Source organism: Luteolibacter sp. (assembly GCF_058122085.1).
This window is the reverse complement of record NZ_JBIKBQ010000065.1, coordinates 1-22,601: the sequence shown is the minus strand read 5'-3', so window position 1 is coordinate 22,601 and position 22,601 is coordinate 1. Positions and strand designations below refer to the sequence as shown.

The following is a 22,601-nucleotide window of genomic DNA, read 5'->3' as shown; positions in this document are numbered from 1 at the left end:
AGCAACAATGCGACCGCACGCATGATGCCGGAGGCCTTGCCGCTCTTTTGATCGCGGAGGGCTTCGAGTTCATGGCGTTCGGATTTCGATAACTTGATTCGGTGTAATTTGGCGGGCACCTGTCTAATTGTACACATCCTCAAAATCGTACAATTTTAAAATTCACTAACCGACAAATAAAATTTTACGCGACACTGAGCGGTAAGATAAAACGAGAAGATTGGCTACGCAAAAGTAGGAACAATTTCACAGGTATCGGAAGGGGGAGCAGAAACCACGCCAGCGGGCTTGGTGCTTGAGAGAACAGGGCGATTCACCTGGACGCCGGGGCCGGACGACGAGGAGCCTGGCGCGCTTGCGGGAAACTCGTTCCAGATGAAGCCGACCAAGGTCCCGCCCGCCGAGCGGATGAGGTCGGCCGCGCGTTTGAGCTCGCGGCGGTCACTGCCGCCGTCGCGGACGACCAGGCAAGTGCGGTCCGCGTAACGGGTGATCGCCAGCGTGTCGCTCACCGAGAAAACGGATGGCGAATCAATGACCACGCGGTCAAACCAGCGGTAGGCGTCTTCAAGCAGGGCGGGGAAACGCGTGCCAGCGAGGAGCTCGCCGGCGTCCGCGCGCATCGGCCCGGACGAGAGCATGTAGAGATTCGGCAGGACCGTGGTGAAGCAGGCGTCCGCAGGGTCGATTTTTCCGGCCAGATAGCCGCCGAGACCGGAGTCCGGCGCGGCCTCGGCGAGGTGCAGGCGGCTCAGCCCGGGACGACGCAGATCCGCGTCAAGCAGCAAGGTGCGGTGGCCCTGCATGGCAAGCGAGCTGGCGTAGTTGAGCGCGCAGAACGACTTGCCCTCCCCCGCCCTCGCGCTGGCGAAAAGCACCGTCCGCGCATTGCCGCCCGGCGGCGGGGCGAGGATCGCCCGCAAGCGGCGGAAAGCCTCGGCCCCGGCGGACGACGGATCGGATAGAAGCACCATGCCGTCGCCCGAATGCGCGATCTCCGGCAATTTCGCCAACAGCGGCGCGCTGGTGGCACGGGCGGCGGCGGCGGGATCGCGCACCCTGCGGTCTCCGAGCTCAAGCGCCACCAAAAGCACCAGGCCGCCCAGAAAACCAACGAATGCGCCCACCGCGGCGAAAACGATCTTGCGCGGGCTGCGGGAGATTTCCGGCACCAGCGGAGTATCTTCCCAGCGCAGGACCGAGGGCGGGACTGACGCCGCCAGACTTGTCTCGCGCAGTCTCACCGCGACGGAATCATGCAGCTTGCGGTCTGCCTCGGCGTCCCGGCTCATGCCGCGGAACTGCTCGCGAATCCCCTCGATATCGACGGCTCTGTCGCGGGCTTGGCCGACTTCCACGGAGAGCTTGAGTTCGTTTTCCTGGGCGACGCGATACCGTTGCTCCAGTGCCTGGCCGGCGGAGCGGACGGTATCCACTAGATTGGTTTTCATGAGGGCGATCTCGTTAGAAACCCCCTTATAGACCGGATGCTTGAACAGGTAGCGCTCTTTCACCCGGCCAAAGTCCGCTTCCTTCTGTTGGATCGCCTTCAACTGATTGAGGACTTCGGTTCCGCGCTCGGAGATTGCCAGGCCCGCAAGCGCCTCCGGATTCGACGGATCAAATTTCGCGAACGCTTCGAATTCAGACTCCACACGGAGGCGGGCGGAGGTGGCTTCGGTGAGTTGAGCGCTCAAGGTCGCGAGCGCATCTCTCACAGGAATGCCGCTGCCGGTTCCCTCCAGTCCCGGAACCGGATGGGCTTCGCGAAATTCCTGAAGTCTGCGGGCCGACGCTTCCATTTGTTCGCGCAGGCTTCCCTCCTCACGGGCGAGTCCTTCGCTGGCTTGCTGGGTGACCGCTTTCTGACGGTCATTTGTCGATTTCTGATACTCCTCCACCAAGGACTCCACCAGGCGCTTGGCGCGTGCGGGGTCGGTGTCATCCACATGGATGTCGATGATCCGGGTGCCCCGGCGCAGCTCGATTTTCACCCGTTGCGAAATGATTCCCAACAACGCCTGCGGGCTGCTGCCCTGCGGCGCGAAGGCGGGGTCAGCGTCGAGGTGATTCACGTCGATCATGCGCATCAGCAAGCTCGAGGCGCTCATCCCCTGCTCCACCGAACGCATTTGCTCAAGGTCGCGGGTTTCCTCCGGAGCAACCGCCCGGATATCCAGAACCAACGGTGCCTGGCTGCTCACATAGACCGATCCCGAAGCACGGTAAATCTTAGGTAGACGAGCGGCAAACGCATACAACGCGACGGCCCCCGCAATGCCCAACAACAACACGACCCAACTGCGGTATAGCAGAATGTGCATCAGGCGCCCAAGCTCCACCTTGGCCAGGAAATGAGTGGGGTCCGCACCAACCGGAACGGACAACTGCGAAGCTCTTGTGGAGAGATCGGAATTCTTTGAATTTGAGAGCGACATCGAAAATGAATTGGAGTGCTTCAGAACAGGCTTTCCGGGATGGTGATGACGTCGCCGTCGCGCAAGGGAATGTCAGTCCCCTTGCCCGTGGTGATGTCCGATAGATTAACGATTTCAACCCCGCCACCGCCACGGCGCTTGAGGCTGATTTTCTTGCCGTTGGCGATCCGCGTCACGCCGCCGGCCATGCCGACGGCCTCCACCAGTGTCAATTGCCGGTGCGCGGGCAGCTCGAAAACTCCGGGGCGCTGCGCCTGGCCCAAAACGGTGATCGTCTTGCGGATGCGCGCCTCGATCGAGACGCTCACTTCGGGCTTCACCAGATAGCCGTCCGCCAGCTTGCGGGTGATCGCCGCGGCCGCTTGATCGGTGGTGAGCCCCTCGATGCGGACCGCTCCGATCAGCGGCATGGAAATCGTGCCATCGCCGGAAAGCTGGCCGCGGGTGGTCAGCTCGTCTTCGCGAAAGACCCGGATTTCCACATTGTCCATCCGACCGATCACGCCCGACGAGCGCACGCCCTGAGCCGACGCCAAGATCGGCGCGAAGAGTCCGAGGAGGACCGCGAAAACCGCTGTAAATTTCGAGTTCATCGGTAAATGGCGTGCTTAGAATTGATAGTTGAGTTCGACTCCGGTCACGGCTTCGTCGTAACTGAAGTCGTCATCCGTTGAATTGTCATCAGATGCCTTGAAAAATAGCGAGACATCAAACTCGTCGGAGTAGCGGTATTCCAATGCCGGACGGACGAACCAAATCCGATCCTTCCGGGAAGCCGCGCCCGTGCCTTTTACCGACTCGTAGGAGGCGGATTCATACCCGGCTTCCAGCCGCGCCGTCCAATCCCCACCCAGCCGCCGGACGAATCCGGCCGTGATTCCTCTCACCTCGTAAATTTGCCCGTCGTTGAGCGCCGAGACCTCCTCCCTTTGATAGGCTGTCAGAAAGACCTCCGTCCCCTCGCTGGGCGTCCAATCAATCCGCCCGTTCAACACGGGAGTGACATTCGTGTCCTCTCCGGAATTCCGGAAGCTGGCCCCGGCTTCGAGCTTCACATGGATCTTCTCCCGCGGTTTCCAATCGATGCTGCCGGTCACTTGCTGGATCGTTTGCGAGTCCGACCCGTCGATTTCCAGTCGACCCGCACGATAGGCCGTGCCGATCTCGGTCTTCGGCGAATACGCGTAACGCACGGCGACTTCCCCGAAGATCCGGCCTGAATCCACCAAATCCGAACGATCATAAGTCGTCTGCCAGCCACCCACCGCCAACTCGGCGGCGAGCTTCTCGCGAGGCATCCACGCGCCGCGGATTTCGTTTGCGAGTTCGAGCCGGTCGGTCTGGCTGCCCGTGTCCGGCGTCGCGTCGCCGAGCATTTTGGCACTGCCCGTGTAGGTTAATTTCGACGCCTTTCCGCGCCATCCCGCCGCAACCGCCAGCGATTGATCAACCCGACTATCCGAATGGTTGTCGGCATAAATCACGCCCGTCGGACGATACGCGACTTGGATGAATCCCCCCTCGCCTTCCTTGGAATCCCCTTGTGTGTAAGCCACCGTCGGCCCGATCCGGACGACGAGGTCCGAGGTGGGATCCGAACTGCTCAGGTAGATATTACTGCTGTAGGCCGCGGAAATCACCGCGCCGAGTTCCAGCCCGCCACGGCGCTCCTCGCTTTGCGGAATCACGGGAATATCATCAGCGCCCGACTCGACCCGGTCATTAACGACCGGCGAGAATTCTTGCGCACGGACTGGGAGCCAGACGACGGCGGAAATACAGGCCGTCATCAAAACAACCATCCGGGGGGAACATGGTTCTTTGAAATTCATTGCGGGGGGAGGCAACGCGCAAGTCATCGCTCTTCCCATCGCCGCTGACAAGACTTTTCAAATATCCAAGCTATACGCGATCGCGTAATTCAAAGGCCACAGATCTATGTTAGGAATTTGAGCGTCCGATTTCCTCTTATCCGCAGGTATTCGACTTTGCCTGATTAAGATTCTCCCCCGTTTGCTTGCCAAATCTCCAACACTTGCATTAGGGTACGGCTCTATTTTCACAAATCCCCCCATGCAACAGCTCCTGACTCCCGAATTGTCGCGCCCTTCCGCCTCACTTAACCGCTGGACGGACAAGTTCGAACGACAGGCACAGCACCGTCCCGCGCAGACCGCCGTGATCAGCGGGACCGGCTCGATGTCCTACGGCGAGCTCAGCGCGCGCTCGAATCAAATCGCCAACCTCCTCCGATCCCGCGGCATCGGCCGCGGAAAATTCGTCGGCCTCGGACTGCATCGTTCTCTGGATCTTCCCGCCGCCCTGCTCGGAATCCTGAAATCCGGCGCGGCTTACGTCCCGCTCGATCCCGGCTACCCCGCCGCCCGGATCGAACAAATGATTTCCTCCGCCAACCTCGAATACGTCGTCACCAACAAGGAGCTCGCCGGGGAATTCCCCAACGTCCAGGCGATCTGCATGGACGACGCCAGCGTCGACGAAGCCTCCGCGGACGAACCCGCCCAATCGTTCGAAAAGGACGACCTGATCTACGCGATTTTCACCTCGGGCTCCACCGGCCAGCCGAAGGCGGCGTCCGTCTATCACCAGGGATTCGCCAACCTGCTCCACTGGTATTCCATCGAACTCACCCTCGGTCCGGGCGACCGGACGCTGGTCATCAGCTCGCCAAGCTTCGACCTCACACAGAAGAATTTCTTCGCCCCGCTGATCACCGGCGGCACCTTGATTCTCGACGACTGCCAGACTTACGACATCTCGCGCATCACCGCGCTGATCCGCGACCACGGCGTCACGCTCCTGAACTGCACGCCGAGCGCCTTCTATCCGCTCGTCGACGCGGCGGCCGCCGACGGCTACGCGGCGCTCTCGTCGCTCCGCTTCGCGGTCCTCGGCGGCGAACCGATCTCCGTCAACCGCCTCCGCGCCTGGCTGGAGCATCCGAACTGCCGGGCAGAAGTGGTCAATTCCTATGGCCCCACCGAGTGCACCGACATCTGCGCCTTCCACCGTCTTCACCGCGGAAATCTCGATGATTTCCCCTTCGTCCCGCTCGGCCGCGAGATTCCCCTCGTCCAGGTTTCCATCCGCGACGAATCGCTCCGGATTCTACCAGACGGCGAAATCGGCGAGCTCTGCATCTCCGGCGTCGGCGTGGGTGGCGGCTATCTGAATGATCCGGACCGCACCGCCGAAGCCTTCACGCATTCCATTTACCGCACCGGCGACCTCGCCAAGCGCCATCCGTCGGGGATTCTCGAATTCCGCGGCCGCGCCGACCAACAGGTGAAGGTGAACGGCTTCCGGATCGAGCTCGGCGAAATCGAAATCGCCTTGAACCTGCACGAAGCCGTTAGCGAGGCCGTCGTGATCGCCTGCCAAAACCGCCTGATCGCCCACGTCCAAGGCACCCCGGACGTCGCAGCACTGCGCGCACACTTATCCGACCGCCTGCCGGCCTACATGGTCCCCGGCGAGTTCCGTTTCGTTGAGAATTTCCCGCTCACGCCCAATGGCAAAGTGGACCGCCGCGCCCTCGCGGGAGCCGCGGCACCGGTCGCCCCGAAGACCACTCCCGGCGTGTCGATGGAGTCGCGAATCCTCGCGCTTTGGTCGGAAATCCTCGATCGCCCGGTCAACGACGCCACCGCGAACTTCTTTGATCTCGGCGGAAATTCCATCCACGTCGCGATCATCCATGTCCGCCTGATGGAAATGACCGGCAGGAATTTCGCGATCACCGAGCTGTTCGCCCTCCCCAGCGTCCGCTCGATCTCGGAGTTTCTCTCACCAAAAACCGAGACCGCTGCCCCCGCCACTGTCCAAGACCGCGCCCGCCAGGCTCAGGCCGGCTTCTCCAGATTCCGCCGCCCCACTAACCGATGAACGAAGACATCCAAGCACCCGAAGCCGTCGCCGTCATCGGCATGGCAGGCCGATTCCCCAGCGCGCAAAACCCCGATGAGTTCTGGCAGAATCTCATGGCCGGCAAGGACGGCATCACCCGCTTCCCCGGACGCACCGAAGCCGACGGCAGCAAATACGTCGGCGCGCGCAGCATGTTCGAGAATCCGGACAAGTTCGACGCCACGTTCTTCGGGATTTACCCGAAGGAAGCCGAGCTGATGGACCCGCAGCACCGGGTTTTCCTCGAATGCTCGTGGGAAGCGCTCGAAAGCGCCGGCTACGATCCCGCCGCCTACCCCGGCATGATCGGCGTTTACGCGGGCCTCAGCCTGAACACCTACCTGCTCCACAATCTCGGCAAAGGCCGCGAGCTGGCGAAGAACTATCAAGTCTCCGAATACCAGACGATGCTCGGCAACGACAAGGACTTCCTGCCGGTCCGCGTCTCCTACAAGCTCAACCTCCGCGGCCCGAGCATGACGATCCAGTCGGCGTGCTCCACCTCGCTCGTCGCGATCTGCCAGGCCGCCACCGCGCTGCTCACCTACCAGTGCGACATGGCGCTCACCGGCGGCGTCTCCATCAGTTTTCCCCAACAGCGGGATTACCTTTTCCAGGAAGAAGGCATGGTCTCGCCGGACGGCACCTGCCGCGCCTTCGACGCGGATGCCGCCGGAACGGTTTTCGGCCACGGCTGCGGCGTTGTCCTGCTGAAACGACTCAGCGAAGCCATCGCCGACCGCGACCCGATCCTCGCCGTGATCAAAGGCTGGGCCGTCAACAACGACGGCTCCGACAAGATCGGTTTCGCCGCGCCCGGACTCAAAGCCCAGGCCGATGTCATCGCCCTCGCCCAAGCCTCCGCCGGTGTCAGTCCGTCGGAAATTTCCTACATCTAAGCCCACGGCACCGGCACCCCGCTCGGCGATCCCATCGAGGTCGCCGCGCTCACCAAGGCCTTCCGCGAAGGGGGTGCGGAGGAAAATTCCTTCTGCGCCCTCGGCACCGGCAAGACCCACATCGGCCATCTCGACTGCGCCGCCGGGGTGACGGGATTGATCAAAACCATCCAGCAATTCCGCCACGAGAAAATCCCCGCGCTGCTTCATTTCAAGTCGCCGAACCCGCGCATCGATTTCCCCAACAGCCCGTTCTCACCCGTCAGCGCGGACCGCGATTGGAAACGCGGCGAAACTCCGCGTCTGGCCGGCGTCAGCGCTTTCGGAGTCGGCGGCACCAACGCCCACGTCGTGATGGAGGAAGCACCGCTCCCGCTTCCAACAACTTCGGGCCGCAAACAACAGCTGCTCACGCTCTCCGCGAAAACCGCCACCGCGCTCGACGCGATGGCGCTGCGTCTCGCCGACCACCTCGCCAGCGAAAACCCGGATCTGGCAGACGTCTCCCACACCCTCGCCACCGGCCGCCGGTCCTTCCCACAACGCCGGATCATCGTCGCCGCGGATGCCGCGGACGCCATCGCCAAGCTGCGCACCGAGGGAAAAGCCACGCTCGCTCCGGCGACCGCGCCGCGAGTCGCCTTCATCTTCCCCGGCCAAGGCGCGCAATACACCGACATGGGCCGCGAGATCTACGACTCCGAACCCGCCTTCCGCGCCGCCGTCGATGAATGCGCCACGCTTCTCCTCCCGCTGCTCAATCACGACGTCCGCTCCACGCTCTATCCAACTGAAGCCGGGCGCGAAACCGCCGCGCTTGACATCAACCGCACCGCGCTGACACAGCCGTGCATCTTCGTCGCGGAATACGCGCTGGCGAAACTCTGGATGTCATGGGGCATCCAGCCGTCGCTGCTCATCGGCCACAGCATCGGCGAATACGTCGCCGCCGTGCTCGCCGGAACCTTCGAACTGAAAGACGCGCTACAACTCCTCGCGACCCGCGCCCGCCTGATGCAGGACCTCCCGAGCGGCGGCATGCTCGCCATCCGCGCCGGAGCCGACACGCTCACGCTGACAGACGGCGTCGACCTCGCCGCGGTCAACAGCCCGCAGCTCTGCACCGTTTCCGGCTCGCACGAAGCCATCGCTGCATTTCAAATGGATCTCGAATCCAAGGAAATCGGCTGCCGTTTGCTCAAGACCTCCCACGCGTTCCACTCCGCGATGATGGAGCCGATCGTCGCCATCTTCACCGCAGAAGCCGCGAAAATCCCGGCCAGCACGCCTAACATCCCGTGGATTTCCACCTGCACCGGCAACGCCATCGACGCCGCCACTCTGGCAGATCCCGGCTACTGGGCGCGCCAGCTCCGCCACACCGTCCGGTTCACCGAAGCCCTCGCCACCGCCTTCGCGGAAAAGGACCTCGTCATGCTCGAAGTCGGCCCCGGCCAAGCTCTCGCGCCCTTCGCCCGCCAGCATCCCGGCCGCGGAAACACCCCGGTTATTTCCACGCTTCCCACCTCGTCCGACGATCTGGCAGACCTGATGACCGCCGCCGGAGAACTCTGGAAAAACGGCGTGACGCCCGATTGGTCCGCCATTTTCAAAGACCAGGACCGCGCCCGCCTCCGCCTGCCCACCTACCCCTTCGAACGCCAGAGCTACTGGATCGACAACTCATCCGAACCTGTAGCGGCGGTCTGTGACCGTCGCTTCCCGCCAACAGCCAAAGACGCGCCACCATCCCCCGCCCCCATGACCACCGACCGCCTCCCCGACCTCGTCGCAAAACTCCGCGCTCTCGTCCTCGATCTCTCCGGCATTGTCGTTGATGACGACAGCGCAAGTTTCACCGAACTCGGCTTCGACTCGCTCTTCCTCACCCAAGCCAGCCAGGCGATCCAATCCCGCTTCGGAACCAAAGTCACCTTCCGCCAGATGCTAGGCGACCTCTCATCCGTCGCCTCCCTCGCCAAATACCTCGCCCAGGAAATGCCCGCCAGCGCGACGGTCGCCACGCCTGTCGCGGCACCTGTCGTCGCACCCACCACCAGCACACCGCTAGAACAACTCATCGCGAGCAATCTCCAGCTCATGCAAGCCATGCTCGCCGGCCAACAACCCGCGCCTGCCGCAGCTCCAACCAGCGGCCTGAGCCCGGTGAAATGGCCAGACAACCTCGCCCGCAACGCGAACACCAACACCCGCTTCGGTCCCTACAAGCCCATCGACAAGGGCGAGAAAGGCGGCTTGACCGATCTCCAACAGAATTCGCTCGACCGTTTGGTCGCCCGCTACGTCGCGAAAACCCCTTCATCCAAAGCCTACACCGCCGAGCACCGACCGCACTACGCCGATCCCCGCGCGGTTTCCGGCTTCAAATCGCTGTGGAAGGAAATGGTCTATCCGATCGTTTCCCAGCGCACCAAGAACGCCAAGCTCTGGGACATCGACGGCAACGAATACGTCGATATCACAATGGGCTTCGGCACTTATTTCTTCGGCCACTCGCCGGACTGGCTGATCGACGCCGTGGAGAAACAACTCCGCACCGGGGTGGAAATCGGCCCGCAGTCGCCCATCGCCGGGAAACTCGCGAAGGCGATCTGCGAGCTAACCGGAATGGAGCGCGCCACCTTCTGCAACACCGGCTCGGAAGCCGTGATGGCCGCGATGCGCCTCGCCCGCACCATCACCGGCCGCAATCGCATCGCTTATTTCACCGGTGACTATCACGGGATGTTCGAGGAAGTCCTCGTCCGCGGCGCTTGGGTGGACGGAATTTACAAAGCCCAGCCGATCGCGCCGGGCATCCCGCAATCGCTGGTGGCGAACATGCTCGTTCTCGATTACGCAGACCCCGCTTCGCTGGAAATTCTTCGGGCCCACGCCCACGAACTCGCCGCCGTGATGATCGAGCCGGTGCAGAGCCGCGCCCCCGGCTTGCAACCCCGCGAGTTCATGCACGAGGTCCGCGCGATCACCGAGAAGGCCGGCACCGCGCTGATTTTCGATGAAGTCGTCACCGGTTTCCGCTGCGCTACGGGCGGCGCGCAAGCCTACTTCGGCGTCGAGGCGGACATGGCGACTTATGGCAAAGTCATCGGCGGCGGCATGCCCATCGGCGTGCTCGCAGGCAAGAAGGAATACATGGACGCGCTCGACGGCGGTGCGTGGAATTATGGCGACGACAGCTTCCCGGAAGTCGGCGTGACCTTCTTCGCCGGAACCTTCGTTAGGCACCCGCTGGCGCTCGCCGCGGCGTGGCGCGTCGTCGAGCATCTGATGGGCGAAGGCCCGCGCCTGCAGATCGACATGGAGGAACGCGTCAGCCGTTTCTGCCGCACGCTCAACGAACATTTCGAGACGATCGGAGTGCCGATCCGGCTGCCGCATTTCAGCGCCTACGCGGTCATCGAGCACGCGCCGGATCTCAAATACGCGAGCCTGCTCTGGTATTTCCTGCGGGAAAAAGGCGTCCACGTCTGGGAAGGCCGGCCATTGTATTTCACCACCGCGCACACCGACGAGGACCTCGACCACGTCACCAAGGCCTTCACCGATGCCGTCGCGGAAATGCAGGCCGCCGGATTTCTACCAGCTTCCCCCGAGGGAATCGGCGAGGCGCCCGTGGCGTTCCCGCGCTTCGACAGCGCGCCGACCACCGAGGCGCAGCGCGAGATTTTCCACGGCGTCCAAATGGGCGACGACGCGAACTGCTCGTTCAACGAATCCAACATCATCCGTCTCGACGGCGCGCTCGACACGCCCGCCCTCAAAGCCGCGCTGAATGATCTCATCGTCCGCCATCCCGCGCTGCGCAGCACCTTTTCCGAAGACGGCAACCGCCAGTATTTCCATCCGTCCGCGCGCTCGGTGGAAATCATGGAGCACGATTTCTCCAGCATCGACCTCCACTCGCCATCGACCTTGCTGCCGCTTTCGCTCATCAAGAACGCGGAAAGCTCGATTCCCTTCGATCTCACGAACGGCCCGCTTTTCCGGCTTCATTTGGTGAGCCTGTCAGCCGAGCGGCACGAGGTCATTTTCACCGCCCACCACCTCGTCTGCGACGGCTGGTCCTTCGGCATGATCCTCGCCGAACTGGCCACCGCCTACAACGCCCGCAAGGCCGGGCACCTGCCAAAACTGCCGCCAGCGATGTCCTTCGCCGAATACGCCCGGCTGGAAGAATCCGCCGCTAACAGCGCCGAAGTCACCGCGGCGGAGAATTTCTGGGTGAACAAATTTTCAAACGGCGCGCCCGTTCTGGAACTCCCGACCGATCGTCCCCGCCCGCAGGTGAAAAGCTATGCCGGAGCGATGGAGGCGATCACCCTCGATCCCGAGCGCTACGCCCGGTTGAAAAAGGCGTCGCCGAAACTCGGCGGCACGCTTTTCGCCACCTTGCTCTCGTCATTCGCCACGCTGCTCCATCGGATCACAGGCCAGGAAGATCTGGTCATCGGCGTGCCATCCGCCGGCCAAACCCGCGTCGGGCGCGACGAGCTGATAGGCCACTGCCTGAATTTCCTCCCGCTACGCCTCCAGCCCGCCGGCGAACGCGCCTTCCGTGAGTTCGCCGTCGAGGTGAAGGAGCAGGTTCTCGAAGCTTACGACCACCAGAATTACACCTTCGGCTCGCTGTTGCAGAAGCTCACTTTGCCGCGCGACACCAGTCGCCTGCCGCTGGTTTCCGTGATGTTCAACATCGACAAATCCGGCATCGATCAGATCCATCTCGACGGTTTGAAAATCGACGCCGAGACCAACCCGAAGCAGTTCGTCAATTTCGACCTCTTCTTCAATCTCGTGCAAACCGACGAGCGGCTCGTCGTCGAGTGCGAGTATAACACCGACCTCCACGACAAGGCCACCATCCGCCGCTGGCTCGGTGCCTTCGAGGAATTGATCGAAAGCGTCATCGCCGACGGCGAAACCCCGCTCGACGCATTGCCGATCCTCGGCGCGGAGGAAAGAATCCTGACTCTCGAAACATGGAACGCCACCGCCCGCGACTACCCGCGCGCCGCCACGCTCCACTCGCTCGTTTCCGCCAAGGTCGGTGAAGTGCCGACCCGCAACGCCGTCCGCTGCGGCGATGAAGTCCTAACTTACGCCGCACTCGAATCGAGCTCCAACGCCCTTGCCGCCCGGCTCCAAGCCGCAGGCGTGAAGCGCGGCCACCTCGTCGGCATCCATTTGGAACGCTCGTGCGCCATCGCCACCGGCCTGCTCGCCATCCTGAAATGCGGCGCAGCCTACGTGCCGATGGACCCCGCGTTCCCGGCGGAACGCCTCGGCTTCATGGTCGAGGACGCCCACATGTCGGTCATCGTTTCGCAATCCTCGATCCATCGCGAACTACCGCCGTCGGCTGCCAAGGTCCTGCTAGTGGACGAGCCTTCCAGCACGCCCGGCTCCTTCAGCCCGGTCGAGCCCGACCCGGAAGACACCGCCTATGTCATCTTCACCTCCGGCTCCACCGGCCGGCCGAAGGGCGTGCGCATCCCGCACCGCGCGGTGGTGAATTTCCTCAACTCGATGCGCCGCGAGCCCGGCCTGACGCCGGACGACATCCTTCTATCCGTCACCACGCTGTCGTTCGACATCTCCGGTTTGGAAATCTTCCTGCCGCTCACCACCGGCGCGGAGACCGTCATCGCCACCCGGGAAACCACGCTCGACGGCCAACTCCTCGCCGACGCCCTCACCCGCCGCGGAATCACCGTGCTGCAAGCGACCCCCGCCACCTGGCGGCTTCTGTTGGAGTCCGGCTGGGCTGGAAAATCCGACCTGAAAATCCTCATCGGCGGCGAGGCCGTGCCGCGGGACCTGGTCAACCGCCTCGACCCACTCTGCCGGCAAATCTGGAATGTTTACGGCCCCACCGAGACCACGATCTGGTCCACGGTCGCCCGGCTCGGCGCTGGCGAAGGCCCGGTTCTCATCGGCCACCCGATCGACAACACGCAGGTTTACATCGTCAACCCGGCCATGCAGCCGCAGCCGGTCGGCATCGCCGGCGAACTCCTCATCGGCGGCGACGGCCTGGCCTCGGGCTATCACGAACTCCGCGAGCTAACGGCGGACCGCTTCATCGACTCGCCGTTCCGCCCGGGCAGCAAGCTTTACCGCACCGGCGACCTCGCCCGCTGGACCGCCGACGGCTCCTTGGAATGCCTCGGTCGCATGGACCACCAGGTGAAAGTCCGCGGCTTCCGCATCGAGCTGGGAGAAATTGAAACGCTCTTGGAAAAGCACCCCGCCGTCGAACAGGCGGTGGCCAGTGTCCACGACGGCCGCCTCGTCGCCTATCTCCGAAATGCCACCCGCTCCGACGGCACGGCCATCTGGCAGGACCAGTGGGATCTCCTCTATCAATCCGCCATCGACCAGACCGGCAGCGAGAAACTCGACCGCCTCGATTCCGTCATCGCCGGCTGGGCGGGCGCGGAAAACATCGAGGACCAAGTGACCGAGTGGATCGACACCACCATCGACCGCATCCAGACCCACGACGCCCGCCGGATTTTCGAAATCGGCTGCGGCACGGGGCAAATCCTGGCCCGCCTCGCCGCCACCTCCGAATGTTACTGGGCCGCCGACATTTCAAAAGTCGCCATCGAAGCGCTTGAGAAAAACCACCCGCTGCCGCAGGTGAAACTCTTCCACCGCCCCGCCGATGACTTCAGCGGAATACCTAACGAAACCTTCGACACCGTCATCATCAACTCCGTCGCGCAGTATTTCCCGGACGCCGCCTATCTCTCCCGCGTCCTCGAGGGTGCGGCGCGAATCCTGAAACCCGGCGGCCGCATTTTCCTCGGCGACCTCCAGGGCAACGCCCTCCTCGCCACCCACCATGCTGAAGCGCTTCACGAACGAGCCCCCGCCGGCATGACCGCGGGACAACTCCGCGACAGCGTCGTCCGCCGAGTCGCGCACGAAACGGAGCTTTCCATCGATCCAGCGTGGTTTGAATCCATCAAAGTTCGCATCCCGGGAGTCACCCATACCGAGACACTTTTGCGCCGTGGAAAAATTTCCAACGAAACCACGCGCTATCACTACGATGCGATCCTCCACAAGGAACCGGCACCCGGCGCTTTCGAAGTTCCGGAGCCGCTGGAGTGGAAAAATCTCAACCTTGAGCAGCTTGAGGCGATGCTCGACGGTTCAAAAGCCAACATCCACCTCACCGGCATTCCCGACGCCCGTCTGGCTCCCGCCATCGCCTTCCACCGTGCGCTCCAATCCGCACCGGCGGACGCGCCATTGCCAGCCATCCCCGCCGCGCCGCTCAATGCAGTCACCGCCGAGGAGTTGTTCAATCTCGCCGAGCAAGCCGGATTCAAAGCACACGTCCGTTGGCAAGGTGACGGCACGGAAGGACTCCTGGATGTGGTTTTTTCCACCCACGAAACCTTGCCGGATTGGAAAACACGGACGCCATCCCAGCCCGCTTCCAGTTACACCAACACGCCGCACGCGGCGGCTTCGGCGACCGGCGATCTAGCACCCGCGCTGCGCCGCCACCTCGCCTCGCATCTGCCGGACTACATGATTCCCGCGGTGTTCGTCGCGCTCGACAGCTTCCCGCTGACTCCCAATGGCAAGGTGGACCGCAAGGCGCTTCCCGCGCCGTCCGAGGTGGAAACAATCACCGCGCCGCGCCAGATCGTCGGTGCCCGCAACGAGGCCGAAGGAAAACTGCTGGAGATCTGGAAACAGGTGCTCGGCAAGGACGATATCGGCGTGGAGGACGACATCTTCGAACTCGGCGGCGACTCGATCCTGATTTTCCAAATCACCACCCGCGCCACCCGCGCCGGGCTGGCTGTCACGCCCGCGCAGGTTTTCCGCCTCCGCAATGTCGCCGCTCTAGCCGCCGCATCCTCCGCCACCGCTCAGAAGCCGCTCGCAGCTGCAATTCAAGCTGTCAACCGGGACGCCTATCGCCGTAAGCTTTGAACCGATGAGCGTAATCCCTCAGCTACAGGACTCTCCGGTCGCCGAGACGGAGTCGCTGGCGTTTCCCGCGTCGCCCGCCCAGGAGGCGTTTTTCTATCTGGAAAAACTCTTTCCCAGCCATCCGGCTTTCAATGTGCCGGTGCGCTTCGAGCTGGAAGGCGAGCTGGACCGGGGGCTCCTGAAATCCGCGTTCGATTCCCTCGCAGACCGGCATGAAGGACTGCGCACCCGCTTCGTCGAGGAAGACGGAAAGCTGCTCCAAGTCATCGCGCCGGAGACGACTTTCCCTCTGCCGCTGACGAATGTTTCCCATCTCACCGGGGACGAACTGGCCGCCGAACTCAACCGCCTCGGCTCGGTCGAGGCCCGCACGCCCTTCGATCTCTCAAAGGACCCGCTGTTCCGCGCCAGCCTCATCCTCACCGCGCCGGGCCGCCACATTCTCCAGATCACCATCCACCATTCCGTCGCGGACGGATGGTCGATCGGGATCATGACCGACGAACTGGCCGAGTTTTACAACGCATCGTTGGAAAACCGCGCGCCTCGGCTCGAACCGCTCGCGATCCAATACGCGGACTTCACCATCTGGCAGCGCGAGTTTCTCGAAAGCCCCGAGCTCGCGCCGCATCTCGATTATTGGAAGCAACGGCTCCTAGGTTACACCGAGCTGGAGCTTCCCACAGACCGCCCGCGTCCTCCGGTGAAATCCTGGGACGGCGACATCGTCTCCCTCATCCTGCGTCCGTCGATCAGCGAAAAAGTCGCCCGCATCTCGCGTGAAAAAGGCGCGACGATGTTCCATGTTTTCCTCGCCGCCTTCAAAGCCGTCGCCAGCCGTTACACCGGCCTCGAAGACATCGCCGTGGGTTCGCCGGTCGCCGGACGGACGCGCGCCGAGTTGGAGCCGGTCATCGGCACGTTTATTAACAGCGTCATCCTCCGCACCGATCTATCCGGCGATCCGTCATTCGGCGAGTTGGTGGAACGCGTGCGCGACAACGTGACCGAGGCCATCGCCCATCAGGACCTTCCCTTCGAAAAACTCGTCAAAGCCATGCAGCCGCGGCGCGATTCAGGACGCAACCCGCTGTTCCAAATCAACTTCACCCACCAGCGGGATTTCGTGAAGCCCGTCTCTTTCGGCGGCACGCGGCTCACCGCGATTCCCTCGCGCTCGCCCGGAGCGATCTTCGACCTGCACTTCTTCATGGTCGAGCGGGCTGATGGCTGGCGCGCCTCGTGCGACTTCGCCCGCGATCTGTTCGATCGCGAAACGGCCGAGCGTCTGTTGGGGCATTTTGAAACGTTCCTCGACGCCGCGGCAGGCGCGCCGGATGTCCCGCTCTCGGAATTACCCATCCTGACCGTCCCGGAGAAATCAGCGATTTCCCAGTGGTCCGGCGCGAGGATTCCCTATCCATCGGAACGCTCGCTCGGCGAATTGTTCCTCGAACAAGCCGCCCGCGAGCCGCAGCGGATCGCGCTGACTCACGACCAGCGCGCCATTTCCTATCAACTGCTCGCCGCCTCCGCGCTCGAACTCCGCGGCCGCCTGATCGACGCGGGAGTGAAGCCCGGCGACCGCGTCGCTCTTTGCGCGCCCTCGGTGCCGGAAATGATCGCCGCCCAAATCGCCATCCTGCTGGCCGGCGCCACCTGCCTGCCGCTCGACCCCGAATACCCCGCCGCGCGGCTCCGCTTCATGCTCGAGGATTCCGCCGCGGCGGTGCTTCTCACCACGCCTTCGCTGGCAGGGCGCCTGCCGGAATGCCGGAGCACCATCTTGCTAACTCCGTTGCCGGAATCCCTCGATTCCCCGCCGATCCAGCAAGTCCGGGTCCCGGCGGACGCGGCGTCCCACATCTTTTACACCAGCGGCTCGACCGGCACGCCCAAGGGCGTCCTTGTTCCGCACCGCGCCATTTCCCGGCTCGCCCTCGGCGGCGGATTCATGGACTTCGGACCGGACGACTCGTTTCTCCAATCCGCGCCGATCTCGTTCGACGCCGCCACCTTGGAAATCTGGATGCCGCTGTTGCACGGCGGGCGCATCGTCCTCACCGGCGAAAGCGGGCCATCCCTGCCCGCCATCGCCCGCGCGATCCGCGAGCAAGGCGTGACCTGCCTCTGGCTAACCGCCGGACTGTTCCAGACGATGGTGGACGAGCATCTCGCCGATCTCAAAGGACTCCACTACCTGCTCGCCGGCGGCGACATTCTCTCCCCGGCGCATGTCCGGCGTGCTGTCGAGGCGCTTCCCGGCACCACGCTCATCAACGGTTACGGCCCCACCGAAAACACCACTTTCACCTGCTGCCACACCATCACCGCCGCGGATCTCGACCGGCCTTCCATCCCTATCGGAAGACCGATCGGCAACACCACGGCCCACTTACTCGACTCCCGCCTGCGCCCCGTGCCCGTCGGAGTCCCCGGCGAGTTGTTCACCGGCGGCGACGGGCTCGCGCTCGGCTACCTCAATCACGACGAGCTGACAGCCGCCAAATTCCATCTCCACCCGGAGCTGGGCCGACTCTATCGCACGGGCGATCTCTGCCGCTGGCTGCCGGACGGCTCGATCGAGTTTCTCGGCCGCGGCGATTCGCAGGTGAAGATCCGCGGGTTCCGCATCGAGCTGGGAGAAATCGAAACCCATCTCGCGAGCCATCCGTCGGTCCGCCAGGCGAAGGTCGCCGTCCGCGGCGATTCCGCGGAGACGAAACGCATCGTCGCATGGGTCGTCCCCGCCGAGGGAAACCCGCCTGAAGTCGCCGCGCTGACCGCATTTCTGGCGGGAAACCTGCCCGCTTACATGCGTCCCGACGGCATCGCCATCCTCGAAGCAATGCCGCTCTCCGCGAACGGCAAGATCGACGTCTCCGCATTGCCCGATCCATCGCGCCCGGCCGGCTCCAACACCTGCACGATCCGCGAAGCGCCCGTCGGCAAGACCGAGCAACGGCTCGCCGCGATGTGGAGCGATCTGCTCGATCTCCCGGAAATCGGCCGCGACGACGACTTCTTCGCGCTCGGCGGACACTCGCTCATGGCGCTGCGCTTGTTCTCCCGCATGAACCGCGAGTTCGACTGCACACTGCCGCTCGCCGCGCTGATCAACCACCCGACCCTCCGCGGCCTCGCCGGGCTGCTCGCACCGCAGCCTGAAATCAATTCCGAGCCGGCCATTTCGGCAAAAGGCCACTTCGTCACACTCCGCGAAGGCGGTGACGGCTCTCCGCTCTTCTGCATTCACGGTGGCGATGGCGGCGTGCTTTTCTACCGGGAACTGGCCGCCAATTTGCCGACCGGCTGCCCGCTGCACGCCATCGAGTCGCCCGAACTCAGCCGCTGCAGTGAGGTGGAAGTCGCCAGCATCGAAGCAACCGCCGCCGCATACGTCCGCCTCCTCCTGGCCTTTCAACCCCGCGGCCCATTCCGTCTCGCCGGCTATTCCTTCGGTGGCGTCGTCGCCCACGCCATGTCTTGCCAGCTCGTGGAAATGGGCCATGAAGTCGATTTCCTCGGTCTCTTCGACACCCACAATCCGACCGTCCAAGGCAAAGTCTATTCACCCGTCGGTCGATTCGCGGTGTTCTGGAAACAGCATCATGAAATCCCCTTGGGCAGGCGCCTCTCGCTGCTCCGCCAGCGAATCCGCGAAGGGACTGAAACCCACCGCCGCGTCAGCGCCGAGATTCTCGCGGCCCAGTCCTCGGGTCCCGCCGAGGCCTACAGCGATTTGCGCCGCGTCCAGGTCCGCGAGGAAAACTGGCGCGCGATGCAAGCGCATCAACCCGCCCGTTTCCCCGGCCGGGTCACCCTTTTCAAAGCCATCACCGGCAGCGACAAAGTCGAACTACCGGCCGATTACGGCTGGTCCACCCAAGCCGATGGCGGACTTCAAATCATCCAAATTCCCGGCCGCCACCTGACGATTTTCGATCCTGATCACGTCGGAACGCTTGCCAACTCGCTGCATCTGGCCCTCTCACGTGAGGAAGCGCCCGACGGCAACCCGGACCACTCCGGATGACTTCAGGACAGGTCACCGTTCATCTCGTTTTTCCTGAAATCATTTCCCAGGAAGCCGCCTTGGCCTGCCTCGCCGATGAGGAAAAATCGCGGGCGGATCGTTTCCGATTCAGAAAGGACGCCGTCCACTGGATGGCTTGCCGGGCAAACTTACGAAAAATCCTCGGCCAAGCCATCCAGCGCCCGCCACGGGAAGTGCCGCTCGTCCTCACGGAAAACGGCAAGCCTCTGCTGGCTCCGCCCTACGATTCGCTTCATTTCAATCTCTCCCACTGCTCCGACCTCGCGATCGTGGCGCTGTGTGCGGAGGGACCGGTCGGCATCGACCTGGAATCTCTCGATCGGGCGCCGGATTTGTTGGAATGCGAAACTACCTTCTGCCACCCGCGGGAAATCAGCGAGTTACCTTCCGAGACAAACGCGCGTGCGTCTCAACTTCTGCGGATCTGGACGGCGAAGGAGGCCGTGCTGAAAGCACTAGGCACCGGTTTGTCGCACCCACCGGAATCCGTGCGGATTCTGTTCGGAAACCCGGTCTGCACGACCATTTCAGACCGCCCACTCGCCGGAGTGGAAAATCAGAATCTGCATGAACTGCATCATGCTAGACTCGACGGCTATCAAACCTTCGTTTCCGCCCCGACCTCGGTGACGCGGATTCAGCTGATTGATCAGGGCTTCACCCACCAACCCTCAGCCGCTGCTCCGCCTTCTCATACTCGCCAAGATGCGCCCGCATCAGGCTCTTCCACAGCTTCCCATGATTCGGCACCGAAAAATGCAGCAGCTCGTGAACGATGACGTAATCTCCCAACTCTTTCGGCATCCCCAGCAGCTCGTCATTGAAACTCAGCGTCCCCACCGTGGAACAAGACGCCCACTTCCGCCTCATCGGCCGGATGTAGATCGAGTGCGCGTCCACTTCCAGCTTCCGCGCCCATTCCAGCACCCGCCCCTTGAACTCCTCCCGATCGCGCCAGCGATCCGCCACGAAAGTGTCTGGAGCGATGCCCTGCAAGGGCGGATTTTACTTGGCGATGGCCCGCATGTGGGTGGTCACGCCCTCGCCGATCTTGTCGGAAAGCTTGCGGATGACCGACCAGACCGGCTGCTCGGGATCGGCGGGCTCCAGCGGCAGGAAGAAGCGGACGAGCTTGTGATCGCGCTTGGCGAGCTGGAACGCCTTTTTCCGCGACCCGACTTCGGCGGCGATGCGGTTCAGCTCGTCATCGAAGACATCGCAGAGGCGCTTGGTGAAGATGAGCGGGAGGATGAAGTCCTTGTATTTCGGCGCGTCCTTCGCGCCACGGATGGAGCAGGCAGCGTCCCAGATCCAGGATTCGAGGGATTTGTTCTTCTCGGGGGCCGCTTTTTTGGCGGGGCGTGTGGCCTTGTTGGCGGCGGTGGATTTACGGGCGGGCATCAGGTGTCCGAAAGCTAACGGCGGGGGACGGCAGGGCGAGAAAATTCGGCCGATCCCCAGGGCGATCAAGCTAGGGATTCTTCAACCGCGAATGGACGCGTATCAACGCGAATGAAGATGTTTTTTGAATGGAATTCCTGATTCTGAAAAATTCGGTTCTTAAAATTCGCGTCGATTGGCGTCCATTCGCGGTTAAAAACACATCGAATTCCTGCGGTTGCTCCCTAGCTTAATCGCCGTGGCGCCATCCCCGTGCCAGGAGATCAAGCCCCGAGGTCCGAACTCCGGATTGAAACCTCCTGACTTGCCAAACATTGGAAATCCTGGATTGAAATTCAAAAGGGAGCACTGACCGGTTCCGTGTTTTACTCGAAATTCAAAAAGAAACCCCAAAACCCCGTATTATTTTAAAAAGTTGACAGTCTGGGCAGTTTGAACTTATCTCGGGGCAACCCCACCCCCTGACTGACCCGTGAAACGCCGCGACGTAGAAATCATCCAAAGAGACGGCAGGTTCCTCGTACTCCTGGCCCGCGAGCCTCTGCCGTTGTCACTCAGCCAAATCGCCCGTGAGGGCGAATACCGGATGTCGAGCCTGTGCGACTGGATCAGCGTGTCGGAACGCCATTTGCGGCGGGTTTTCGAAGAAGGCATCGGCATCGCGCCGAAAGACTGGCTTCGTCAGGAACGCATGGTGGCCGCGCGCGCGCTGCTGCGCGAAGGCTCGCCGATCAAGGAAGTGGCGATCGACCTGGGATTCACCACGTCGAAAATGTTTTCCCGGGATTTCCAACAGTTCCACGGCGTGAAACCGACCGAGTTCCAACGGAAGGAACACGCCAATATTCTGAACGCCGTGAGCTGATCCGGCCTCGCTCAGAACTGCCAGTCGCAGTTGAGCATGAGACCGTGGAACCGCGACTTGAAGGTTCCGTCCGCCAATCCGTATGGCGAGCCTGAAACATCGTTGTCCGAGAAAGCATACTGATAGGCGAAGTTCCATTTGAACGACTCATACTTCCGCCCCACGCCCGCATTGAGCCAGTGGCGGTTCGCGTCGGCGACGCCGGGAGTGAATGTCGAGTCAGGCATGCTGTTCTCGATGAAATTGTAACCCGCGCTCACGTTCCAGCCGTTTTCGAAATAGCGGGTGCCGCCGATGGAGTAGATGAAGTTGGAGTTCCAGTTGAAAGGGATCGACTTGTTGCCGGTGTTCTTGGAAAGAGTCAGTGAATTGAGTTCGTCCCAGTTCACCCACTCGATGTTGACCTCGAAATTCCACTCCTTGCACGGAGAGTAGGAATACCCGCCGCCGAACGTGGACGGCGTCATGAAATCCAGCTTGGCGCTCTCGTCGAACACGCCGGTCACCTCGAAATCCCCGTCGAGCTCGAAATCCGTCTTGCTGCGGTAAATCAAACCGAAGGCGTGCTGTTCGCAAGGCTGCCAGCGAGTGGACAATGTCCAGGACAGGGCTTCGTCGTCGCCGTTAAACTCCGTCGAAAAATCAGGCCCGAGCTCATTCGTGACCTGGCCGATTTTCAAATCCGCATAATGGACGCCGAAACCGCCGCCAATCGAAAACGTATCAGTGACTTTGTAACCCAAAACCACCCAGCCGGTGGCGTAGTTCAGTTCCGTTTCCGTCGCCAGATAACGGAATTGCGTGTCACTTCCCCAATCGGTGGCCAGGCCGAAGGGCGTGTTGAGGCCGAAGCCGACGACCAGCTTGTCGTTGATCGGCACGGCCGCGTAAATTTGTGGAAGGAAAGCCCAGCTGTTATCCGCCTCGTAGTTTTCTCCGGAATCCATCTCGGCTTCGAGCCCCAGCATGATCGAATAGGCGCCGACGATGACTTCGGGAGATTCGGTCTGCGTGAGACCGGCCGCGTTATAATA

Annotated in this window: 9 protein-coding genes and 3 pseudogenes; 6 read left to right on the top strand and 6 right to left on the bottom strand. The window is 62.6% G+C overall.

What is annotated here, in order from left to right:
* Window positions 1–224: 224 nt before the first annotated feature.
* The 3 genes from AC4DF4_RS11095 to AC4DF4_RS11085 form a co-directional block, all read right to left on the bottom strand.
* Entirely contained in the window at window positions 225–2,324 is a 2,100-nt protein-coding gene (locus AC4DF4_RS11095; protein ID WP_490048176.1) for a GumC family protein, read from the bottom strand.
* A 134-nt stretch (window positions 2,325–2,458) separates the two neighbouring features.
* Complete coding sequence (locus AC4DF4_RS11090; protein WP_490048175.1) at window positions 2,459–3,031, bottom strand: polysaccharide biosynthesis/export family protein; 573 nt, start codon at window positions 3,029–3,031, stop codon at window positions 2,459–2,461.
* 15 nt (window positions 3,032–3,046) lie between these two features.
* Window positions 3,047–4,126, bottom strand: a complete 1,080-nt coding sequence (locus AC4DF4_RS11085; protein WP_490048174.1) for an outer membrane beta-barrel protein — start codon at window positions 4,124–4,126, stop codon at window positions 3,047–3,049.
* A gap of 385 nt (window positions 4,127–4,511) precedes the next feature.
* Between AC4DF4_RS11085 and AC4DF4_RS11080 the strand changes: the two genes are divergently transcribed.
* The 5 genes and pseudogenes from AC4DF4_RS11080 to AC4DF4_RS11060 form a co-directional block, all read left to right on the top strand.
* Window positions 4,512–6,344, top strand: coding sequence for a non-ribosomal peptide synthetase (locus AC4DF4_RS11080; protein ID WP_490048173.1), 1,833 nt, complete (start codon window positions 4,512–4,514; stop codon window positions 6,342–6,344).
* Window positions 6,341–8,725: pseudogene (locus tag AC4DF4_RS11075) on the top strand (type I polyketide synthase); the annotation flags it as partial. The gene AC4DF4_RS11080 and the pseudogene AC4DF4_RS11075, both read left to right, overlap by 4 nt.
* Complete coding sequence (locus tag AC4DF4_RS11070; RefSeq protein ID WP_490048177.1) at window positions 8,699–15,244, top strand: amino acid adenylation domain-containing protein; 6,546 nt, start codon at window positions 8,699–8,701, stop codon at window positions 15,242–15,244. The pseudogene AC4DF4_RS11075 and the gene AC4DF4_RS11070, both read left to right, overlap by 27 nt.
* Window positions 15,245–15,248: 4 nt before the next feature.
* On the top strand, window positions 15,249–19,280 hold the full coding sequence (locus AC4DF4_RS11065; RefSeq protein WP_490048172.1) for a non-ribosomal peptide synthetase: 4,032 nt from the start codon (window positions 15,249–15,251) through the stop codon (window positions 19,278–19,280).
* Window positions 19,277–19,792 (top strand): annotated as a pseudogene (locus tag AC4DF4_RS11060) (4'-phosphopantetheinyl transferase family protein); the annotation flags it as partial. The gene AC4DF4_RS11065 and the pseudogene AC4DF4_RS11060, both read left to right, overlap by 4 nt.
* Before the next feature lie 166 nt (window positions 19,793–19,958).
* Here AC4DF4_RS11060 and AC4DF4_RS11055 read toward each other — a convergent pair.
* Entirely contained in the window at window positions 19,959–20,297 is a 339-nt protein-coding gene (locus AC4DF4_RS11055; RefSeq protein ID WP_490048171.1) for a M48 metallopeptidase family protein, read from the bottom strand.
* 12 nt (window positions 20,298–20,309) lie between these two features.
* A pseudogene (locus AC4DF4_RS11050) lies at window positions 20,310–20,702 on the bottom strand (type I restriction-modification system subunit M N-terminal domain-containing protein); the annotation flags it as partial.
* A gap of 547 nt (window positions 20,703–21,249) precedes the next feature.
* Between AC4DF4_RS11050 and AC4DF4_RS11045 the strand changes: the two are divergent.
* Entirely contained in the window at window positions 21,250–21,567 is a 318-nt protein-coding gene (locus AC4DF4_RS11045; protein WP_490048170.1) for a helix-turn-helix domain-containing protein, read from the top strand.
* 11 nt (window positions 21,568–21,578) lie between these two features.
* Here AC4DF4_RS11045 and AC4DF4_RS11040 read toward each other — a convergent pair.
* The coding region (locus AC4DF4_RS11040) for an OmpP1/FadL family transporter (protein ID WP_490048169.1) at window positions 21,579–22,601 on the bottom strand (1,023 nt) is incomplete at its 5' end.